Genomic DNA, 16,191 nt, shown 5'->3' with positions numbered 1-16,191 from the left:
GGTCAGACCTTCGTGTACCGGCTGAGCGTGACCAGGGAGGAGATCCCCGCGAGCAGGATGGCGACCGCGATGAGCGCGGGCGCGATGGTGAGCACGTCGGCGGTGCTCACGTACGGGATCCAGCCCGCGGACTCCCCCAGCCAGTCGTCGACCAGGTACGTGACACCCACCCAGAGCCCGCCGACCGCCAGCAGGGCGCCGATCGTCGCGGCGATCGCGCCCTCGAGCATGAACGGAAGCTGGATGAACACCGTCGACGCCCCGACCAGGCGCATGATCCCGGTCTCGCGCTTGCGGCTCAGGGCAGACAGCCGGATGGTCGTCGTGATCAGCAGGACGGCTGCCAGCAGCATCACCGCCGCGAGTCCCCCGGCGAGCAGGGTCGCGTTGTTCAGCACCGAGAAGAGGCGGTCGAACAGCCGCTGCTGGTCCTTGACCTCCTCGACGCCGGCCCGGCCGGAGATCACCTCGGAGACGACCGAGTACTTCTCCGGGTCCGTGAGCTTGATGCGGTAGGAGGAGTTCATGTCGTCGACCGTCGCGGCCGACGCCCAGAACTGGTCCTTGAACTGCTTCTGGAACGCGTCGTACGCCTGTTCCTTGGTCTCCGTGTAGACCTTCTCGACGTACGGCTTCACCTCGGGCGACGCGAGCGCCGCCTGGATGTCGGCCTTCTGGTCGTCGGTGACCTCACCGCTCGCGCACGTCGGCGCGGTCGAGTTCTGCGGGCAGAGGAAGACGGAGACCTCGACCTTGTCGTACCAGTCGTCCTTCATCTTGCCGATCTGCGTCTGCAGCAGGGCCGCGGCACCGACGAAGGTGAGCGACACGAAGGTCACGAGGATGACGGAGATGGTCATCGACAGGTTGCGACGAAGACCCAGGCCGATCTCGGACAGGATGAACTGGAGACGCATCAGCGGTCCGATCCGTACACACCGCGCGACTGGTCACGGACCAGGGCGCCGGTGGACAGCTCGATGACGCGCTTGCGCATCTGGTCGACGATCTCGTCGTCGTGCGTCGCCATGACGACGGTGGTGCCCGTGCGGTTGATCCGGTCGAGCAGGCGCATGATCCCCAGGGACGTCGTCGGGTCCAGGTTTCCCGTGGGCTCGTCGCACAGCAGGATGTTCGGGCGGTTCACGAACGCGCGCGCGATGGCCACACGCTGCTGCTCGCCGCCGGACAGCTCGTGCGGACGGCGCTTCTCCTTGCCGGCCAGGCCGACCATCTCGAGCGTGTCCGGCACCGTGGTGAGGATGTGGTGCCGCGGCTTGCCGATGACCTGCAGCGCGAACGCCACGTTCTCGAACACCGTCTTGTTGGGCAGCAGGCGGAAGTCCTGGAACACGGCGCCGATGTGGCGGCGCAGCGTCGGCACCTTCCACGACGACAGGGTGCCCAGCTCCTTGCCGGCGACGAACACGCGGCCCGCCGACGCCCGCTCCTCGCGCAGCACGAGGCGCAGGAACGTGGACTTGCCGGAGCCGGAGGCGCCGACGAGGAACACGAACTCGCCGCGCTCGACATCCAGGGACACGCGGTCCAGCGCCGGTCGGGCGCCGCGCGCGTAGACCTTGGTGACGTTCTCGAATCTGATCACGATGCTCGCGGGGGCCAGGTTCGGGGACGGGGCACTGCTGCTGGCCTCAACGAGCGTAGGCAGCGGCCCGGTGCACCGGCGGTGGTGACACGCCGACTGTTGCCTGTGAGAACGGGCGGACGTCTGCTTTGGTGCAGAATGTCGGGTCGTCAGGTGCCCGACAGCAGCTCTGTCTCCTGGTCCGCACGCCCCAGGAGGGTTCCCGCCGGGTCCTCCAGCACGTCCGCGAACGCCACCTCGGCGGCGCCGACGAGCTGTGCGTCGGAGCCCAGGTCCGAACGCACCAGCAGCGCCTGCTCCCGGATCGGCCCGAGCGCCCGCGAGTAGGACGCGGCGAGCGTCGGCTCCATCGTCGGGTAGAGCGCCCCGAGCGTCCCGCCCAGGACGACCACGCGCGGGTTGAACAGGTTGACCAGGCTGGCCAGCCCCAGCCCCACCCACTCCCCCGTCTTGCGCACCCCGGAGATGCTGCGGCGGTTGCCGACGGCGACGTCGTTGAGCACGTCCTCGATGTCGGACTCGCGCGGGTCCCGGCCGACGGCGCGAATGATCGCGGCGTCGCCGATCTCCGCCTCCCAGCACCCACGCGCCCCGCACGAGCACACCCGGCCCCCGGGCTTCACGACGATGTGCCCGACCTCACCCGCGTACCCGCCGGCGCCCTTGAGCAGCTCGCCGTCGACGACGACACCCCCGCCGACCCCGACCTCACCGCGGACGTAGAGAACGTCCTGCTTGCCGCGCGCGGCGCCGCGCAGGTACTCGGCGACCACCCCGAGGTCCCCGTCGTTGCCGACGGCGACGGGGTACTCGTGACCGGTGGCCTCACTGAGCATCTCCGCGAACGGCACCTCGTGCCAGCCCAGCGGGGGCGATCGCCGCACCATCCCGTCCGGCTGCCGCACGCTGCCCGGCACCGACACGACGAGACCCAGGCACACGGACCCGGGGACGGACTTCGCCTGCATCTCCCGGGCGAGGGTCGCGATCAGGTCGACGACCGCCGGCACGTCGTGCGGGGACGCGCTGTGCAGGCGGCGACGGACCTGCAGCATGTACCCGCCGAGGCCGACGCGGGCCGCTCCCACGCTCGACGGCGTCACGTCGAACGCGAGCACATGGACGCTGGTGCTGACGGGTTCCACGACGTTCGACGGCCGGCCCTTGCCGGAGACGACGCCGGGTCGCTCACGCACGAGACCGAGCTTGACCAGCTCGGAGGTGAGCGACCCGACCGTCGACCGGTTGAAGCCTGTGGAGGCGACGAGGTCCGACCGCGTGGCGGGCCCGTGGAAGTGCAGCAGGCGGAGGACCGCCGACAGGTTGGCCCGTCGCACGTCGTCCTGCGCAGCCGCATCGGCGCGCCGGACCGGCGGACCAGCGCCGAGCCGCACCAGCAGCCTCCCTCAGGTCGTCTAGCCGCGTCCCGTGGCTCTCGCGCGCCGACGGGAGATCGCGTCGACGGCCGCAGCGGCCGCCAGCACCGTGCCGGTGACAACGTACTTGATGCCCGAGGAGTACCCGAGCAGGGCCATGCCGTTGTCGATGACCGCGATCACGGCGCCACCGATGAGGGCGTCGATGATCCGGCCCTTGCCACCGAACAGCGACGTGCCACCGATGACCGCGGCGCCAACGGCGTAGAGCAGCACGTTCGAGCCGCCCGCGTTCGGGTCCACCGACGTCGCACGCGACGCCGCCAGCACACCCGCGATGGCCGCCATGAACGAGCAGATCATGAAGCACGCCATCTTCACGGCCTTGACGTTGATACCCGCGCGACGCGTGGCCTCGGCGTTGCCGCCGACCGCGTAGATGTGCCGGCCGAACGCCGTCCGCGTGAGCACGAACCCGAGCACGAGGGCGAGCACGACGATGAGCGGCACCACGATCGGCACCCCGATGATCGACGTCCGCAACGGGTTGAGGCTGCGCTCCTGGTTGAGGATGGCGACCATCGCGATGACCACCGCACCGAGCGCCACCACCTTGAGCACGACGAGTCCCAGCGGGGCGGCGAGCAGCCCGCGCGCCCGGCGCTGACGCCAGGTCAGGATGCTCGAGCCCGCGTACGCCAGCACGGCGATGATCGCCAGGGCCCAGCCCAGCAGGGGCGGGACGTTCTTGTTCTGCAGCGCGATGATCACCGGGTCGGTGATCGAGATGTTGCCGCCCGCACCGATGATGAGCAGCACGACGCCTTGGAACGCCAGGAACGCGGCGAGCGTCGTGACGAACGACGGGATGCCGACGCGGGCGACCAGCGTGCCGATGAGCAGGCCGATGACGATGCCGGTGGAGAGCGCCGCGATCAGCGCCACGTACCAGGACCAGTGGTAGACGGTCAGGCCGGTCGCCAGGACGGCGCCGCAGACCCCCGACGCGAAGCCGGCCGACAGGTCGATCTCGCCCAGCAGCAGGACGAAGACGAGGCCCATGGCGATGGTCACGACGACAGCGCCCTGCTGGAACAGGTTGGCGATGTTCAGCGTCGAGGGGAACGTGTTCGGCTTGAGGATGACGAACACGAGCGTGAGGACCGCCAGCGCGAGGATGGCCGGCAGCGAGCCCATGTCGCCGCCACGCACCTTGCTGACGTAGTTGCCGACCGCCTCGCTGAACGTCGGCTGCTCGACCGAGCCGGCCAGCAGGGACGGCGACGCGGAGGCCGAGGATGCCGGAGGAACCGTGGACGTGCTCATGCGGAGGTGCTCCCGTTCGTGGTCGTCGCGTCGCTCGTCGTCGCTGTCGCGCTCGTCGCACGCTCCGGTGCGTCCGGCGAGATCTTCGGCGCGACGGCACCCGGTGCCATGCCTGCGGACCCGCTGGTGATCAGCTCGATGATCTCGGTGCGCGAGGTGTCCCTGGTGCGGACCTGCGCCGCCGTCTGCCCCAGGTAGAGCACGTTGATCGAGTCCGCGACCTCGAAGACGTCGTTCATGTTGTGCGAGACCAGGACGACCGCCAGGCCCGCGTCGGCGAGCCTCCGGACCAGCTGGAGCACCTGCTCCGTCTGCGCGACGCCGAGTGCCGCCGTCGGCTCGTCGAGGATGACGAGCTTGGAGTTCCACAGCACGGCGCGCGCGATGGCCACGGTCTGGCGCTGGCCGCCCGACAGGCTGGCGACGTGCTGGCGGATCGACCGGACGGTCCGCACCGACAGGCTCGCGAGGACCTCCGCCGCGCGGGTCTCCATCGCCGACTCGTCGAGCCGGATGCCCTTCTTGAGCTCGCGGCCGAGGAACATGTTGTGGACGATGTCGAGGTTGTCGCACAGCGCGAGGTCCTGGTAGACGACCTCGATGCCGAGGTTGTTGGCGTCTGCCGGCGAGCTGATGTGCGTCATCTCGCCCTCGAACAGCACCTCGCCCGCGTCGAACGGGAAGATGCCCGCGACGCACTTGATCATGGTCGACTTGCCGGCGCCGTTGTCCCCGACCAAAGCCGTGACCTCACCGGCCCGGGCGACCAGGTCGACGCCGCGCAGCGCGTGCACCGCGCCGAAGTTCTTCCGCCCTCCCCGGACCTCGAGGGTCGGCGGTGGGGCCAGGTCGGGTGCGGCATGCGCTGCTTGTGTCATCGTCCACCTCGTGGGGTCCGTCGGTTCACCCCGCGTCGTCGCGGGTCTGTGCAGGTTCGTCGGCAACTCTTCGGGCGACGTCGTCGTCGCAGGTCCGGTGTCGTTCCCCGGACGCCAGGCCGGGGCCGGCCGCTCGCGCGTACCGGCCCCAGCCTGGTCACCGCCGGTGGCCTGTCGACCACCGGCGGTGTCATGCGTCAGGAGATGCCGGCCTCGGCGCACTTGTCCGCGTAGTCGGCCGTGCAGACTGCGTCCTTCGTGGTGTACCCGTCGGCGATGACGTCCTTGACGTTGTCGAAGTAGATCGCCTGCGGGTCGAGCAGGACGGCCGCGACCATCCCGCCGGACTCGGTGTCCTCGACCTCGCCCGTGGCCAGGTCAGCGGTGTCCTCACCCTTGGCGGCCGCGATGGCCAGCGCCGCAGCGGCGTCGGCCTCCTTCTTGACGGCCTTGTAGACGGTCATGCACTGGTCGCCCGCGAGGATGTTCTGCAGGCCCTGGTCCGTCGCGTCCTGACCGGTCACCGGGACGGTGCCGTTCACGCCGTTCTTCTTCAGGATGGCGATCGCGGCGTTGCCGAGACCGTCGTTGGCTGCCAGGACGCCGTCGATCTTGCCGGCGTTCTCGGTGTACATCTGCTCGAAGATCGTGCCGGCCTGCTGGTTGTCCCAGTCGGGCACGGCCTGGTCCGCGACCACGGTGTACTCGCCGCTCGTCGTCTTCTCCTGCAGCGCGGCAACGGCACCCGCCTTGAACAGCGTGGCGTTGTTGTCCGTCGGCGAGCCGTTGAGCATCGCGATGTTCGCCGTCGTCTTGCCGGCGTCGTCGAGGCACTTCTGCAGGCCCTCGCCCTGGAGCTGGCCGACCTTGGTGTTGTCGAACGACACGTAGAAGTCCGCGCCGCCGCCGAGCGTGAGCCGGTCGTAGTCGATCGTCGCGATGCCCTGGGCCTGAGCCTTCTGCAGCACCGCCTTGCCGGACCCGGAGTCCAGGTTGACGATCATGAGGACGTTGACGCCGCTCGTGATCATCTGGTCCGCGATCGTCTGGAACTGCGTCTTGTCACCCTGCGCGTTCTGGATGTCGTAGTCGACGCCCGCGGCCTCGAAGGCCTCCTTCAGGTACTTGGCGTCGGCGGTCTCCCACCGGGCCGAGGACTTGGTGTCGGGCAGGATCACGCCGACCTTGGGCGTGACACCTCCACCGTCTCCGCTCTCCGTGTCCGTCCCACTGGGCGTGTCGTTGCTGCTACAACCGGTCAGCAGCAAGCCGGAGGCCATAACGGCCGCCGTCGCCAGGATCATGCTTCGTCGCATCGTGCTCCCTCTCTGGACGACGCCCCGTTGCGCTCGTCTCCACCCGGCGCTCGGGCGCTCGGACTATGTTGCGGGCGACAACATATGGCTGGGCGGGATGTGTCACAAGGTCAGAACCGCTTTCCGTGGTCAAACCGTGACCTTGGGGGCGGAGCAAGCGCTTTCTGGGGTGTCCGATTCGCCCACCTGGACTAACCATGTTCCCCCCGGCAACAAAGCCTGACCCTCCCGTGACACCCGGGGTCGAGCCGTCGGACCGACCACCGGTCGCCGACATCCAGCGCCCGACCACCCGGGACGTCCGCACGATCGGTTGTCGGAACGACCGAATTCCCGGACGGGACGTCCGCACAATCGGTTGTCTGGACGACCGAATGTGCGGACGTCAGCGCCCGACCGTGGGGACGTCCGCACGATCGGCTGCCGGGACGACCGGATGTGCGGACGTCAGCGCCCCACCGTGGGGACGTCCGCACGATCGGTTGTCGGGACGACCGGATGTGCGGACGTCAGCGGCCTCTTGGTGAGCCGGGGTTCCGCGATGGTGGGACGAAGGCCCGGCATCGCGACGGATGCCGGGCCTTCGGGCGCCGGGTCAGCCGGCCGCGTTCTCCGCCGAGCGGCGCCAGCGGATGCCCGCCTCGATGAAGTCGTCGATGTCACCGTCGAACACCGCGGCCGGGTTGCCCACCTCGTGCTCGGTCCGCAGGTCCTTGACCATCTGGTACGGCTGCAGGACGTACGAGCGCATCTGGTCGCCCCAGCTGGCCTTCACGTCCCCGGCGAGCGCCTTCTTCTTGGCGTCGTCCTCGGCCTTGCGGACCAGGAGCAGGCGGGACTGCAGCACGCGGAGCGCGGCCGCGCGGTTCTGGATCTGCGACTTCTCGTTCTGCATGGACACCACGATGCCGGTCGGGATGTGCGTCATGCGCACGGCGGAGTCGGTGGTGTTGACCGACTGGCCGCCGGGGCCCGACGAGCGGAAGACGTCGACCTTGATCTCGGACTCGGGGATGTCGATGGAGTCGTTCGACTCGATCAGCGGGATCACCTCGACGGCCGCGAAGCTGGTCTGGCGTCGGCCCTGGTTGTCGAACGGCGAGATGCGGACCAGGCGGTGCGTGCCGGCCTCGACGGACAGGTTGCCGAACGCGTACGGCACCTTGACCTCGAACGTCGCCGACTTCAGCCCGGCCTCCTCCGCGTAGGAGGTGTCGAGCACCGTGGTCGGGTACCCGTGCCGCTCCGCCCAGCGCAGATACATGCGCAGCAGCATCTCGGCGAAGTCCGCCGCGTCCACGCCACCGGCGCCGGAGCGGATGGTGACGACGGCCTCGCGCTGGTCGTACTCCCCCGACAGCAGCGTGCGGACCTCGAGCTCGCCCAGGTCCTTCTTGATCTTCAGCAGGTCGGCCTCGGCCTCGGCCAGGGTGTCCTCGTCGTTCTCCTCGAGAGCCATCTCGACGAGGGTCTCCAGGTCGTCGATCCGCCCGTCGAGCTTGCTCATCCGGTCCAGCTCGGCCTGCGTCGACGACAGCGCGCTCGTGATCTTCTGCGCGGCGTCCGGGTCGTCCCACAGGTCGGGGGCCGAGGCCTGCTCCGACAGCTGCGCGACCTTCGCCTGGAGCGCGGTCGGGTCGCTCACCGCCTGGATGGTGCCCAAGGTGGTGCGCAGATCACGGATCGCGACGGGGAAGTCAGTGGTGGCCACAACCGTCCAGGCTACCGGGTCCGCGCTGCCCGATCCTCCCGCAGGTCGAGCGCCGCGCTCGCGTCACGACCCGCGCGCGACCGACTCGGCCTCCAGAGCGATCCCGTCGGACCACGGCGCGAGCACCCAGCTCATCAGCACGGGCCGCACCACCGCACCGAGGCGCACCTGCGCGGACTGCCCGTCGGGCGTCGTCGCGTCGAGCACCGCGAACTCGTCCCAGGCGGTGGCGGCACCGGGGTTGTCTCGGAGGTAACCGTCGACGGACGCGCGGACGGCCGCGTCGGTGAGCGGGACGCCGCCGGTCCCCGGGGTCTCGCGGCCGGCACCCGGCACGAAGTACCGGTCGTCGCCGACCGCGTCGGCTCCCTCGAGCGCGAGCAGGTCCGCGAGCGCGAGCAGGCGCTTGCGCTCCAGGTGCACCCCCGCGGCGGACACGACGACGCTCAGCAGGAGCAGTGCGACGATCACGAAGCCCAGGGTCAGGATCATCACCTGCCCCTCCTCGCCGCCCGCGGCCGGGCGCGGCTCGGCCCGGTTGGCTCTACTCATCGGTCGTCCGGTAGGTGTCGACCGGCGCGACACGCTCGACGCTGACCGGGACTTCCAGGGGGATGACGTCGCGGACGAAGCTCGGCACGAACGGCAGCGGCACGCGGACCTCGATCCGCGCGGAGACGTCACTGCCGGGTGCCAGGCACGGCACGGCCGAGCAGGTGAGCGTCAGGGCGGTCGCGGGGTCGTCGTCGAAACCCTGGTCCCGCAACGCGATCCCGACCGCGGCGACCGCGCGCACGGCACCCTCGTCGGCACCGTCGGCCGCGACGTACGTCCGTGCCGCCTCCCGTGCCGCGCCCTCCGTGGCGAACGTCGCGGCCTCGAGACGCCCGAGCGTCAGCACCAGGTAGACCAGCGGCACGAGCAGGACGATCGAGAGCCCCAGGAACTCGATGACCGAGCTGCCCTCGTCGCCCGTCGGTCGCGCCCGGCGTCGAGCCCACCACCGGCTCACGGCTCCTCGACCAGCGCGTGCCCCCGGACGGTCAGCGTGCCGGCCGGACCGACCAGACCGACCAGCGGCAGCGGCGCCTCCACCTCGACCTCCACGACCTCGAGCCCGTCGAGCGTGGTCCGCCCGGACGTGACCCCCTGCGCGTACGCCGACGACAACGACTGCGCGATGAGGTCTCTCGACCGCTGCGCCCCGTCGGCGGGCTCGTGCCCGGCCAGCGCGCCGTACCGGGCCCCCTCCCCCGCGGAGTCGACGAGCGTGTTCCGCACGTGCAGCACGATCGTCAGCTGCAGCAGGGCGACGAACAGCACCGTGACCAGCCCGCCGACGAGGGCGAAGTCGACGATCGCCGACCCCGCCTCCCCCGTCAGGGTGCCTTGACGGAGTTGATCGCGTCCTCGAACACCGTGCCGAGGGCGTCCCCGGCGATGACCCACAGCGCGGTCACCAGGCCTGCTGTCATCAGGGTCACCAGCACCCAGCCCGGCACGTCGCCGCGCTCGGGCTCGGGCCCCGCGACGCGTCGGCGCACACCGCTCCACGCGGTCGACCCCCACACCAGCGAACCCCACAGCGCCGCCCCGGTGCGCGACGTCGGCCGGCCCCCGGTGCTCTCCGACTGGCTCTCGGTCCCGCCCGTCATCGGTACTCCCTTCATCGGGCGCCATCGCGGCGCCATGCACGACTCCTGCGTCGGTCACAGACCGACCCGCAGGACCACCATCGAGGGGAAGACGGCGAAGACGACGGTCACCGGCAGGATCAGGAACACCACCGGGACCATCATCAGCACCTCCTTGCGCCCACCTGTCTCCATGAGGGCGCGACGGCCCTCCTCACGCACGTCCTGCGCCTGCGCGCGCAGGACGTCGGCCAGCGGTGTGCCTCGTTCGACCGCCACGGCGACGCCCTCGGCGAAGCGCGCGAGCGCGGGCAGCCCCGTCCGGTCGGCCAGGTTGTCGAGCGCCACGGTCAGCGGTGCCCCGGCACGCGCGTCCGAGAGGGTCCGGGCCAGCTCCGCGGTCAGCTCACCGTGCGTCGACCGCACGACGCGCTCCAGGGCGCCGACCGCCCCTTCTCCTGCACCGACGGCGAGGGCGAGCAGCTCCGCGATCGTCGGGAGCTCGGTGAGCATCCGCGACTCGCGGGCGTGCAGCTCACGCGTCAACGTCCAGTCGCGCGCGAGCACACCGACCAGACCGCAGATCGCGACGAGCACCACGAGCGCGATCACAGCCCCGCCGCGGGTCGCGGCGAGCAGCAGCGCGAGGGCGAGCCCTGCGGCCAGCCCGAGCACTCCCCAGACCACCTGCCCGGCGCGGAACTGCTCGACGGTCTCGGTGCGTCCCGCCCGGCTCAGCCGGCGTCGCAGGTCAGCGGTGGGTGAGCCGAGGCGCGTCACCAGGCGGACGGCGTCGGTCATCACCGGGGCGACCAGCCGCTCGACCGTGACGAACGGTCCGCGCACGCTGGGCGCCCGCAGGAGCCCCGACGCGGTGGCCTGGGGCCGCAGGTACGGGGCGAGTCTCTGGTCGAGGCTGATCCGGCGGGACCGCAGCCGGAGCACGACGATCGTCAGCCCGAGCCCACCGAGCAGACCCACGAGCGCACCGATCATGCCCGGGCTCACCGCAGCACCCGCGGGTCGTCGGGGAGCCGCGCGATCCGCAGCATGACGAGGTAGGCGACGATCGTGCACGCGCCGCCGACGGCGAGGACGGCGAACCCGGCAGGGGTGTCGTACGCGGCGGCGGCCTCCGAGCGGGTGGCCAGCAGGGCCAGGACGACCCACGGGGCGGCGACCGCGAGCCGCGCCGCGTACACGGTCCAGCTCTGCCGAGCCTCCAGCTCGCCGCGGGTGCGGACGTCCTCGCGCAGGAACGTCGACAGCGTGCGCAGGAGCCGTCCGAGGTCGGTGCCGCCGACGTCACGGGTCAGGCGCAGCGCCTCCACGATCCGATCCGCGACGGGATCCGCGAGCCGGGCCTTGAGCGCGTCGAGGCTGTCGCTGAAGCGTCCGGTCGCCCGGTAGTCCTCGGCGAACGCCGTGAACGCCTCGCGCAGCTCGACGGGTCCGCGTTCCCCGATCTGGGCCACAGCCTCCGGCAGTGCCAGCCCCGCGCGGATCCCTGATCCCAGATGATCGACGACCTCGGGCCAGAGCTGGCGCAGCCGAGCGCGCCTTCGCCGGGCACGTCCTCGCACGACCGCCCACGGCGCCATCGCGGCGAACAGGGCGAAGCACAGCGCGATGGACGGGATCCGGGTGACCACCGTACCCAGGAGCAGGACCACCAGCCCGAGCATCACGCTCGTCGCGACGAGCCCTCCGGGCGTCACACCGGCCACACCGGCCTGGACCAGCGCGTCCTGCGTCCGGGCATGCCACCCTGCGGCGCGCGTCGAGGCCGCTCCCGCCGGCGCGGCCCAGAACGACCACCAGATGCACGCGACCCCCGCCCCGAGCAGCAGCCCGACGACGACCCCCATCAGCCCCGCCCTCGCAGCAGAGCGGCCAGGTCGATCCCCGTGCGGGCGAACCGCTCCGGGTGCGGCGGGTAGCCGTCGGCGCGGACCAGGTGGCCGTCGCGGGCATGAAAGACATCGGCGGTCTCCACGATCCCCTGCTCCACCCGGCCGGGGACGGCGACGATCTCCCGGACCACGCGACGTCCGGCGGAGTCCAGGTCGAGGTGCACGACGAGGTCGACGGCCGACGCGACGGTGGGGACCACGAACCGGTCCGACACGTTCTCCCCGGCGAGCAGCGGCAGCGTGCAGAGCTTGGTCAGCGCCTCGCGTGCCGAGTTCGCGTGGATGGTGCACATCGCCGGCACTCCCGCGTTCAGCGCGATGAGCAGGTCGAGCGCCTCAGCCTCCCGCACCTCCCCGACGAGCAGCCGGTTGGGCCGCATGCGCAGGGCCTCCTTCACCAGCCGGCGCAACGGGATCTCCCCGGTGCCCTCCAGGCTGGGCTGCCGGCACTGCATCGCCACCCAGTCCCGCGCGACGAGCCGCAGCTCGAAGACCTCCTCGCACGTGATCACCCGCTCCCGCGCCGGGATGGCGCCGGCCAGGGCGTTCAGCAGCGTCGTCTTGCCCGCCTGGGTCCCGCCGGAGACCAGCACGTTGAGCCCTGCCCGGACGGCCGCCTGCAGGAACGCGGCAGCGTGCGGCGTCACGGAGCCGAGGCCGACGAGCTCGTCGAGCGTCGTCGCCCGCACGACGTACTTGCGGATGTTCACCGACCAGTGCCGCCGCGTCACGTCCGGGATCACCGCGTGCAGCCGTTCCCCGCCCGGGAGGCTGGCGTCCACGAACGGGCTGGACAGGTCGAGCCGGCGCCCGGACACCTTCAACATCTTCTCGACGAGGTCGCGGACCGAGGCGTCCGTGAGGATCGTCGTCGTGAGCTCGGCCTCACCGCGCCGCGCGACGAACACCTGCGTCGGCGAGTTGATCCAGATCTCCTCGACCTCCGGGTCGTCGAGGTACTTCTGCAGGGGACCCAGCCCGGCCACCGCGTCGACCACCGACTTGTGCGCCGCCACGGCGTCCACCAGCGGCGGGACCGCACCGACGACGGACCGCTCGTCGTAGTCGGCGATCGCGTCCGTCACGAGCGCGACGATGCCGGGACGGTCCCGGGCGGGGTCGAGCCCTCGCCGCCGGATCAGCTCACGGACCTCGGTCTCGAGGATCGCCACACCATCCACGGTGCTCCTCCTCGATGGGTGTCACAGATGCCCGGTTCATCCGTCATGTCCGGGTTGCACTGGCCGGAACCCTAGGGGACATCGCGGGGGTGGCACAGCCCGCTGTCCACAGACAGGACGTAGGGCCCACGCCCGGCGCACCCCGCCTTGCGAGACTTTGTCGAGCGACATCGAGCAGAGGGATGGCGCGGACGCGGTGCGACCACCCACCGACGCTCCGCGACGCCTTTCACGTCGGGCCCGGGACCGGGTGTCCTCCGACCACCAGACCGAGCGCCGCCCTCGACGGCCTCGGCGCCCGCACACGATCACCCCAGAGGATCCGTCCCATGCCTGCCCGCACGCTCGGCGCCGCCGCGATCACGGCCGCACTCGTCCTGCTTCCCACCGCCGCGCACGCCGCGGCTCCGGACGTCGCGACCCCGTCCCTGGTGAGCTCCGCCGAGCGGGGCGGTCACGTCGTCGACGGCTCCGTCGTCGCCGGCCCGAGCGAGATCGGGTCGACGGGCAGCCCGAGCACGTCGCTGGTGGTGCTGGGACTCGTCACCCTCGTGGGCGGCGCCCTGATCCTCGTCCTGGTCGGCCGTCGTCCGGACGACGACGAGCCCGCCGACTGAGCACGACCGGACACACGACGCGCTCCCCCGGTCGGGGCGCCGCGCCCGCTAGCGTGTGAGCGTGTCCACGACTCTCACCACACCCCTGCCGACCGGTCGCCAGCACGTCCTCGAGCTGGAGGGCCAGCGCGCTGTCGTGACCGCCGTCGGCGCGAGCCTGCGCGAGTACACGGTGGACGGCCGGGACGTCGTCCTGCCGTTCGACCAGGCGGCGATCGCGCCGGCGTTCTCGGGCGCGGTGCTCGCCCCGTGGCCCAACCGCCTGCGTGACGGCGTGTACTCCTACGACGGGAGCACGTTCGAGGTCCCGCTGACGGAGCACCTCCGGCACACCGCCCTGCACGGGCTGGTCGCCACCACGACCTTCGACACGACGGACGCCGATGCGACGTCCGTGACGCTGGAGCACGTCATCGTCCCGACCCACGGCTACCCGTGGCCGGTGCGCGTGCGGCTCACGTACGCGCTGACCGGTGCCGGCCTGCACGTCACGGCCGAGGGGACGAACCTCGGGACGACGACGGCGCCGTACGGCATCGGTTTCCACCCGTGGCTGTCACCGGGCGACGGCCAGGTCGACGACTGCACGCTGCAGGTCGACGCAGCGCGGCACGTGACGGTCGACGACCGCCTGCTGCCGACCGGGACGGAGCGCGCGTCCGGCGACGTCGACCTGCGGACCCCGCGACCGCTGCGCGGGCTCGACCTGGACGACGCGTGGATCGACGTCCTCCGCGACGCGGACGGGCTGTCCTGGATCCGGCTGGGCTGCCCGGACGGGCGGACGGTCGCGATGTGGGCGGATGCCGCGACCATGGCCTGGCAGGTGTGCACGGGGGACACGGTCGCGCACATCGCACGTCGAGGCGTGGCGGCGGAGCCGATGACCTGCATCGCCGACGCGTTCCGGACGGGCAACGACCTGGTGCACCTTGCGCCGGGCGCCGGCCACACGATCACGTGGGGTCTCGCTCTGCTCTGAGCGCTCTGCGCCGAGCGGGGACCTATGCGGCGCCGGCGTCAGCCGTCGTAGTACTCGCCGTCGGCCTGGACGCCCTTCTTGAACTCCCAGTGCCAGCGCTCGTACGGTCCGCTGCCGCCGGGCTGGGCCCAGGCGGGGTTCTCCCAGCCGTACGTGGGGGCGTTCTCGGTGATCCAGCGCCACTTCGTCCCGGACGTCTGGTCCTGGCAGAGGTCGACGGCGAGGCCCCAGCCGTGGTTGCTCTTGCCGGGGACTGCGGCGAGGCCACCCTTCTGCGCCTTCACGGAGCGCTGCGCGGCCAGCGTGCGGTAGCCGCCGCTGATGCACAGGTCCCCGCCGAACCGGGCGGCGAACGCCTGGTTGAACTCCGCGAGGGAGACCGCCGCGTCCGCTCGCAGCTGTGTGTGGTTGTCCCACAAGTTGCACAGGTCGGACGTCTTGAGCAGTCCGTTCTGGCCGGCGGGCCTCATCGAGCCGTCACAGCCGGGGAGCGCGGACCTCTCCTCGGTCCTGCTGGCGGCTGCGAGGTCGCGCGCCTGGAGGGCACCGTCGGTCGCCATGAGCGAGGTCGGGGGCAGCGCGGACAGCGGGGCGCCGGCCAGCGCCGAGACGGTGGAGGGGAGCGTGGAGTCCGCGAGGGCGTCGGAGCCGAACGCCACCGAGCTGGGCACGAGCCCCTGGCTGACCGGGATGACGACCGTGATGCCGGCCAGGACGCCGAGGACGCTGAGCCGCGCGGCGGCGCGGGTGGGCTTGCGGGAGCGTCGCGGGAGCGTCGCGTGCGGCGTGACCTCGAGCTCGGGCACGTGCTGCTCGGCCCGGACCGGTGAAGGGAACACCGGCGTGGCGAGCTCGGGAACTGCGGGCGTCTCCAGCGGCGCGGCGTCCAGCCGGATCGCGGTGGTGGGCAGGGCCCGAGGCGACGGGGCTGCCGACGTGGTGGGCGCGACGGCCCGGACCGACGTCGGGACCGTCGGCGCGGCGACCGGCCGCGGCGCGGGGACGAGCGGCGACTCGATGTGCGCGGGCAGCGTCGGGAGCGGCATCGGAGCGCGCGAGGCACTGAACGGCGCCGTCGTCCCTGACGGACGCTGCGGGGGTGCCGTCGGTGCCGGCGCCGCGGGCCGGGCCTGCGGCGGGGTGCCCTGCGAGGTGGGGCGACCCGGCGACGTGGCCATCGGCGCAGCGGCGCGAGCCTGCTGCGGCGGCTGCGGGGTGGTGCGTGTCTGCGGCCCGGCGGACCAGGCGGACCGAGCCTGCTGCGGGGGCGCGGAGCGGGTGAGCGCCTCGGTGACCGGTGTGGACGGACGCGGGGCGTCGGGTCCGTGCGCCCAGGAGGGCACGTGGTGCGCGGCCGGGGAGTCGGGGGCCGGACGCGCGCCGGTCACGGGGGTGGACCCGGACTCGGAACGGCGCTGGGCCTCACGGAGGCTGCGACGGGTGGGGGGTGCCGTCACGGGCTCCTCGCTGTGCGACCCCACGAACACCTCCAGTCCGTTCACGCGTCTCTGGTCTGCCGCGACGTCATCGTCGGGCGCGCTGCGGGCGACCCGGCGACTTGCGGTCACGAAACCATAACGGCTGGTGGACTCGCTTCCAACCCTCTGGACGCTTGTCCAGTCCGGGAAATGGACATTCCGGGCGACACGCG

17 protein-coding genes are annotated in these 16,191 nt (G+C 71.7%); 2 read left to right on the top strand and 15 right to left on the bottom strand.

The window, feature by feature from the left end; genetic code table 11:
* Window positions 1–2: 2 nt before the first annotated feature.
* The 14 genes from ftsX to ASD16_RS17730 form a co-directional block, all read right to left on the bottom strand.
* The gene (gene ftsX / locus ASD16_RS17795) at window positions 3–917 is read right to left on the bottom strand and encodes a permease-like cell division protein FtsX (RefSeq protein ID WP_055920846.1); all 915 of its coding nucleotides are present in this window, start codon (window positions 915–917) and stop codon (window positions 3–5) included.
* Window positions 917–1,606 carry a cell division ATP-binding protein FtsE gene (ftsE, locus tag ASD16_RS17790; protein ID WP_055920845.1) on the bottom strand — a complete coding sequence of 230 codons (690 nt, stop codon included), beginning with the start codon at window positions 1,604–1,606 and terminating at the stop codon, window positions 917–919. The genes ftsX and ftsE overlap by 1 nt, the downstream gene beginning before the upstream one ends.
* Before the next feature lie 149 nt (window positions 1,607–1,755).
* Window positions 1,756–3,000: an ROK family transcriptional regulator gene (locus ASD16_RS17785; protein WP_055920843.1), complete on the bottom strand. Its 1,245-nt coding sequence runs from the start codon at window positions 2,998–3,000 to the stop codon at window positions 1,756–1,758.
* Window positions 3,001–3,021: 21 nt separating this feature from the next.
* Window positions 3,022–4,308 (bottom strand): sugar ABC transporter permease, encoded by a 1,287-nt coding sequence (locus tag ASD16_RS17780; protein ID WP_055920840.1) that lies wholly within the window; start codon window positions 4,306–4,308, stop codon window positions 3,022–3,024.
* Complete coding sequence (locus ASD16_RS17775; RefSeq protein WP_200942997.1) at window positions 4,305–5,186, bottom strand: ATP-binding cassette domain-containing protein; 882 nt, start codon at window positions 5,184–5,186, stop codon at window positions 4,305–4,307. Before ASD16_RS17775 ends, ASD16_RS17780 begins: the two co-directional genes overlap by 4 nt.
* 197 nt (window positions 5,187–5,383) lie before the next feature.
* The gene (locus tag ASD16_RS17770) at window positions 5,384–6,364 is read right to left on the bottom strand and encodes a sugar ABC transporter substrate-binding protein (protein WP_235523396.1); all 981 of its coding nucleotides are present in this window, start codon (window positions 6,362–6,364) and stop codon (window positions 5,384–5,386) included.
* A gap of 733 nt (window positions 6,365–7,097) precedes the next feature.
* On the bottom strand, window positions 7,098–8,213 hold the full coding sequence (gene prfB / locus ASD16_RS17765) for a peptide chain release factor 2 (protein ID WP_055920835.1): 1,116 nt from the start codon (window positions 8,211–8,213) through the stop codon (window positions 7,098–7,100).
* Between the two features lie 63 nt (window positions 8,214–8,276).
* Window positions 8,277–8,765: a pilus assembly protein TadG-related protein gene (locus ASD16_RS17760; protein ID WP_235523394.1), complete on the bottom strand. Its 489-nt coding sequence runs from the start codon at window positions 8,763–8,765 to the stop codon at window positions 8,277–8,279.
* Complete coding sequence (locus ASD16_RS17755) at window positions 8,758–9,225, bottom strand: hypothetical protein (protein ID WP_055920832.1); 468 nt, start codon at window positions 9,223–9,225, stop codon at window positions 8,758–8,760. Before ASD16_RS17755 ends, ASD16_RS17760 begins: the two co-directional genes overlap by 8 nt.
* Window positions 9,222–9,536, bottom strand: a complete 315-nt coding sequence (locus ASD16_RS22310) for a pilus assembly protein (RefSeq protein ID WP_369817996.1) — start codon at window positions 9,534–9,536, stop codon at window positions 9,222–9,224. The genes ASD16_RS17755 and ASD16_RS22310 overlap by 4 nt, the downstream gene beginning before the upstream one ends.
* Window positions 9,537–9,592: 56 nt before the next feature.
* Window positions 9,593–9,787 (bottom strand): hypothetical protein, encoded by a 195-nt coding sequence (locus ASD16_RS22305; RefSeq protein ID WP_055921664.1) that lies wholly within the window; start codon window positions 9,785–9,787, stop codon window positions 9,593–9,595.
* A gap of 135 nt (window positions 9,788–9,922) precedes the next feature.
* Complete coding sequence (locus tag ASD16_RS17740; RefSeq protein WP_369818001.1) at window positions 9,923–10,843, bottom strand: type II secretion system F family protein; 921 nt, start codon at window positions 10,841–10,843, stop codon at window positions 9,923–9,925.
* Window positions 10,844–10,851: 8 nt separating this feature from the next.
* A complete protein-coding gene (locus ASD16_RS17735; RefSeq protein ID WP_055920826.1) occupies window positions 10,852–11,715 on the bottom strand; it encodes a type II secretion system F family protein in 864 nt (287 codons plus the stop codon).
* On the bottom strand, window positions 11,715–12,941 hold the full coding sequence (locus ASD16_RS17730; RefSeq protein ID WP_055920823.1) for a CpaF family protein: 1,227 nt from the start codon (window positions 12,939–12,941) through the stop codon (window positions 11,715–11,717). Before ASD16_RS17730 ends, ASD16_RS17735 begins: the two co-directional genes overlap by 1 nt.
* A gap of 329 nt (window positions 12,942–13,270) precedes the next feature.
* Between ASD16_RS17730 and ASD16_RS17725 the strand changes: the two genes are divergently transcribed.
* Together ASD16_RS17725 and ASD16_RS17720 are read left to right on the top strand one after the other, a co-directional pair.
* Window positions 13,271–13,558, top strand: a complete 288-nt coding sequence (locus tag ASD16_RS17725) for a hypothetical protein (protein ID WP_055920821.1) — start codon at window positions 13,271–13,273, stop codon at window positions 13,556–13,558.
* A gap of 61 nt (window positions 13,559–13,619) precedes the next feature.
* The gene (locus tag ASD16_RS17720; protein ID WP_055921661.1) at window positions 13,620–14,540 is read left to right on the top strand and encodes an aldose 1-epimerase family protein; all 921 of its coding nucleotides are present in this window, start codon (window positions 13,620–13,622) and stop codon (window positions 14,538–14,540) included.
* Window positions 14,541–14,578: 38 nt separating this feature from the next.
* Here ASD16_RS17720 and ASD16_RS17715 read toward each other — a convergent pair whose 3' ends face one another.
* Window positions 14,579–16,042, bottom strand: coding sequence for a M15 family metallopeptidase (locus ASD16_RS17715; RefSeq protein ID WP_055920818.1), 1,464 nt, complete (start codon window positions 16,040–16,042; stop codon window positions 14,579–14,581).
* Window positions 16,043–16,191: the final 149 nt, after the last annotated feature.

Source organism: Cellulomonas sp. Root485 (genome assembly GCF_001426705.1).
In the GTDB taxonomy this organism is placed as follows: Bacteria; Actinomycetota; Actinomycetes; order Actinomycetales; family Cellulomonadaceae; genus Cellulomonas.
The sequence above is the reverse complement of the archived record's forward strand: the minus strand, read 5'-3'. Positions and strand labels throughout refer to the sequence as shown.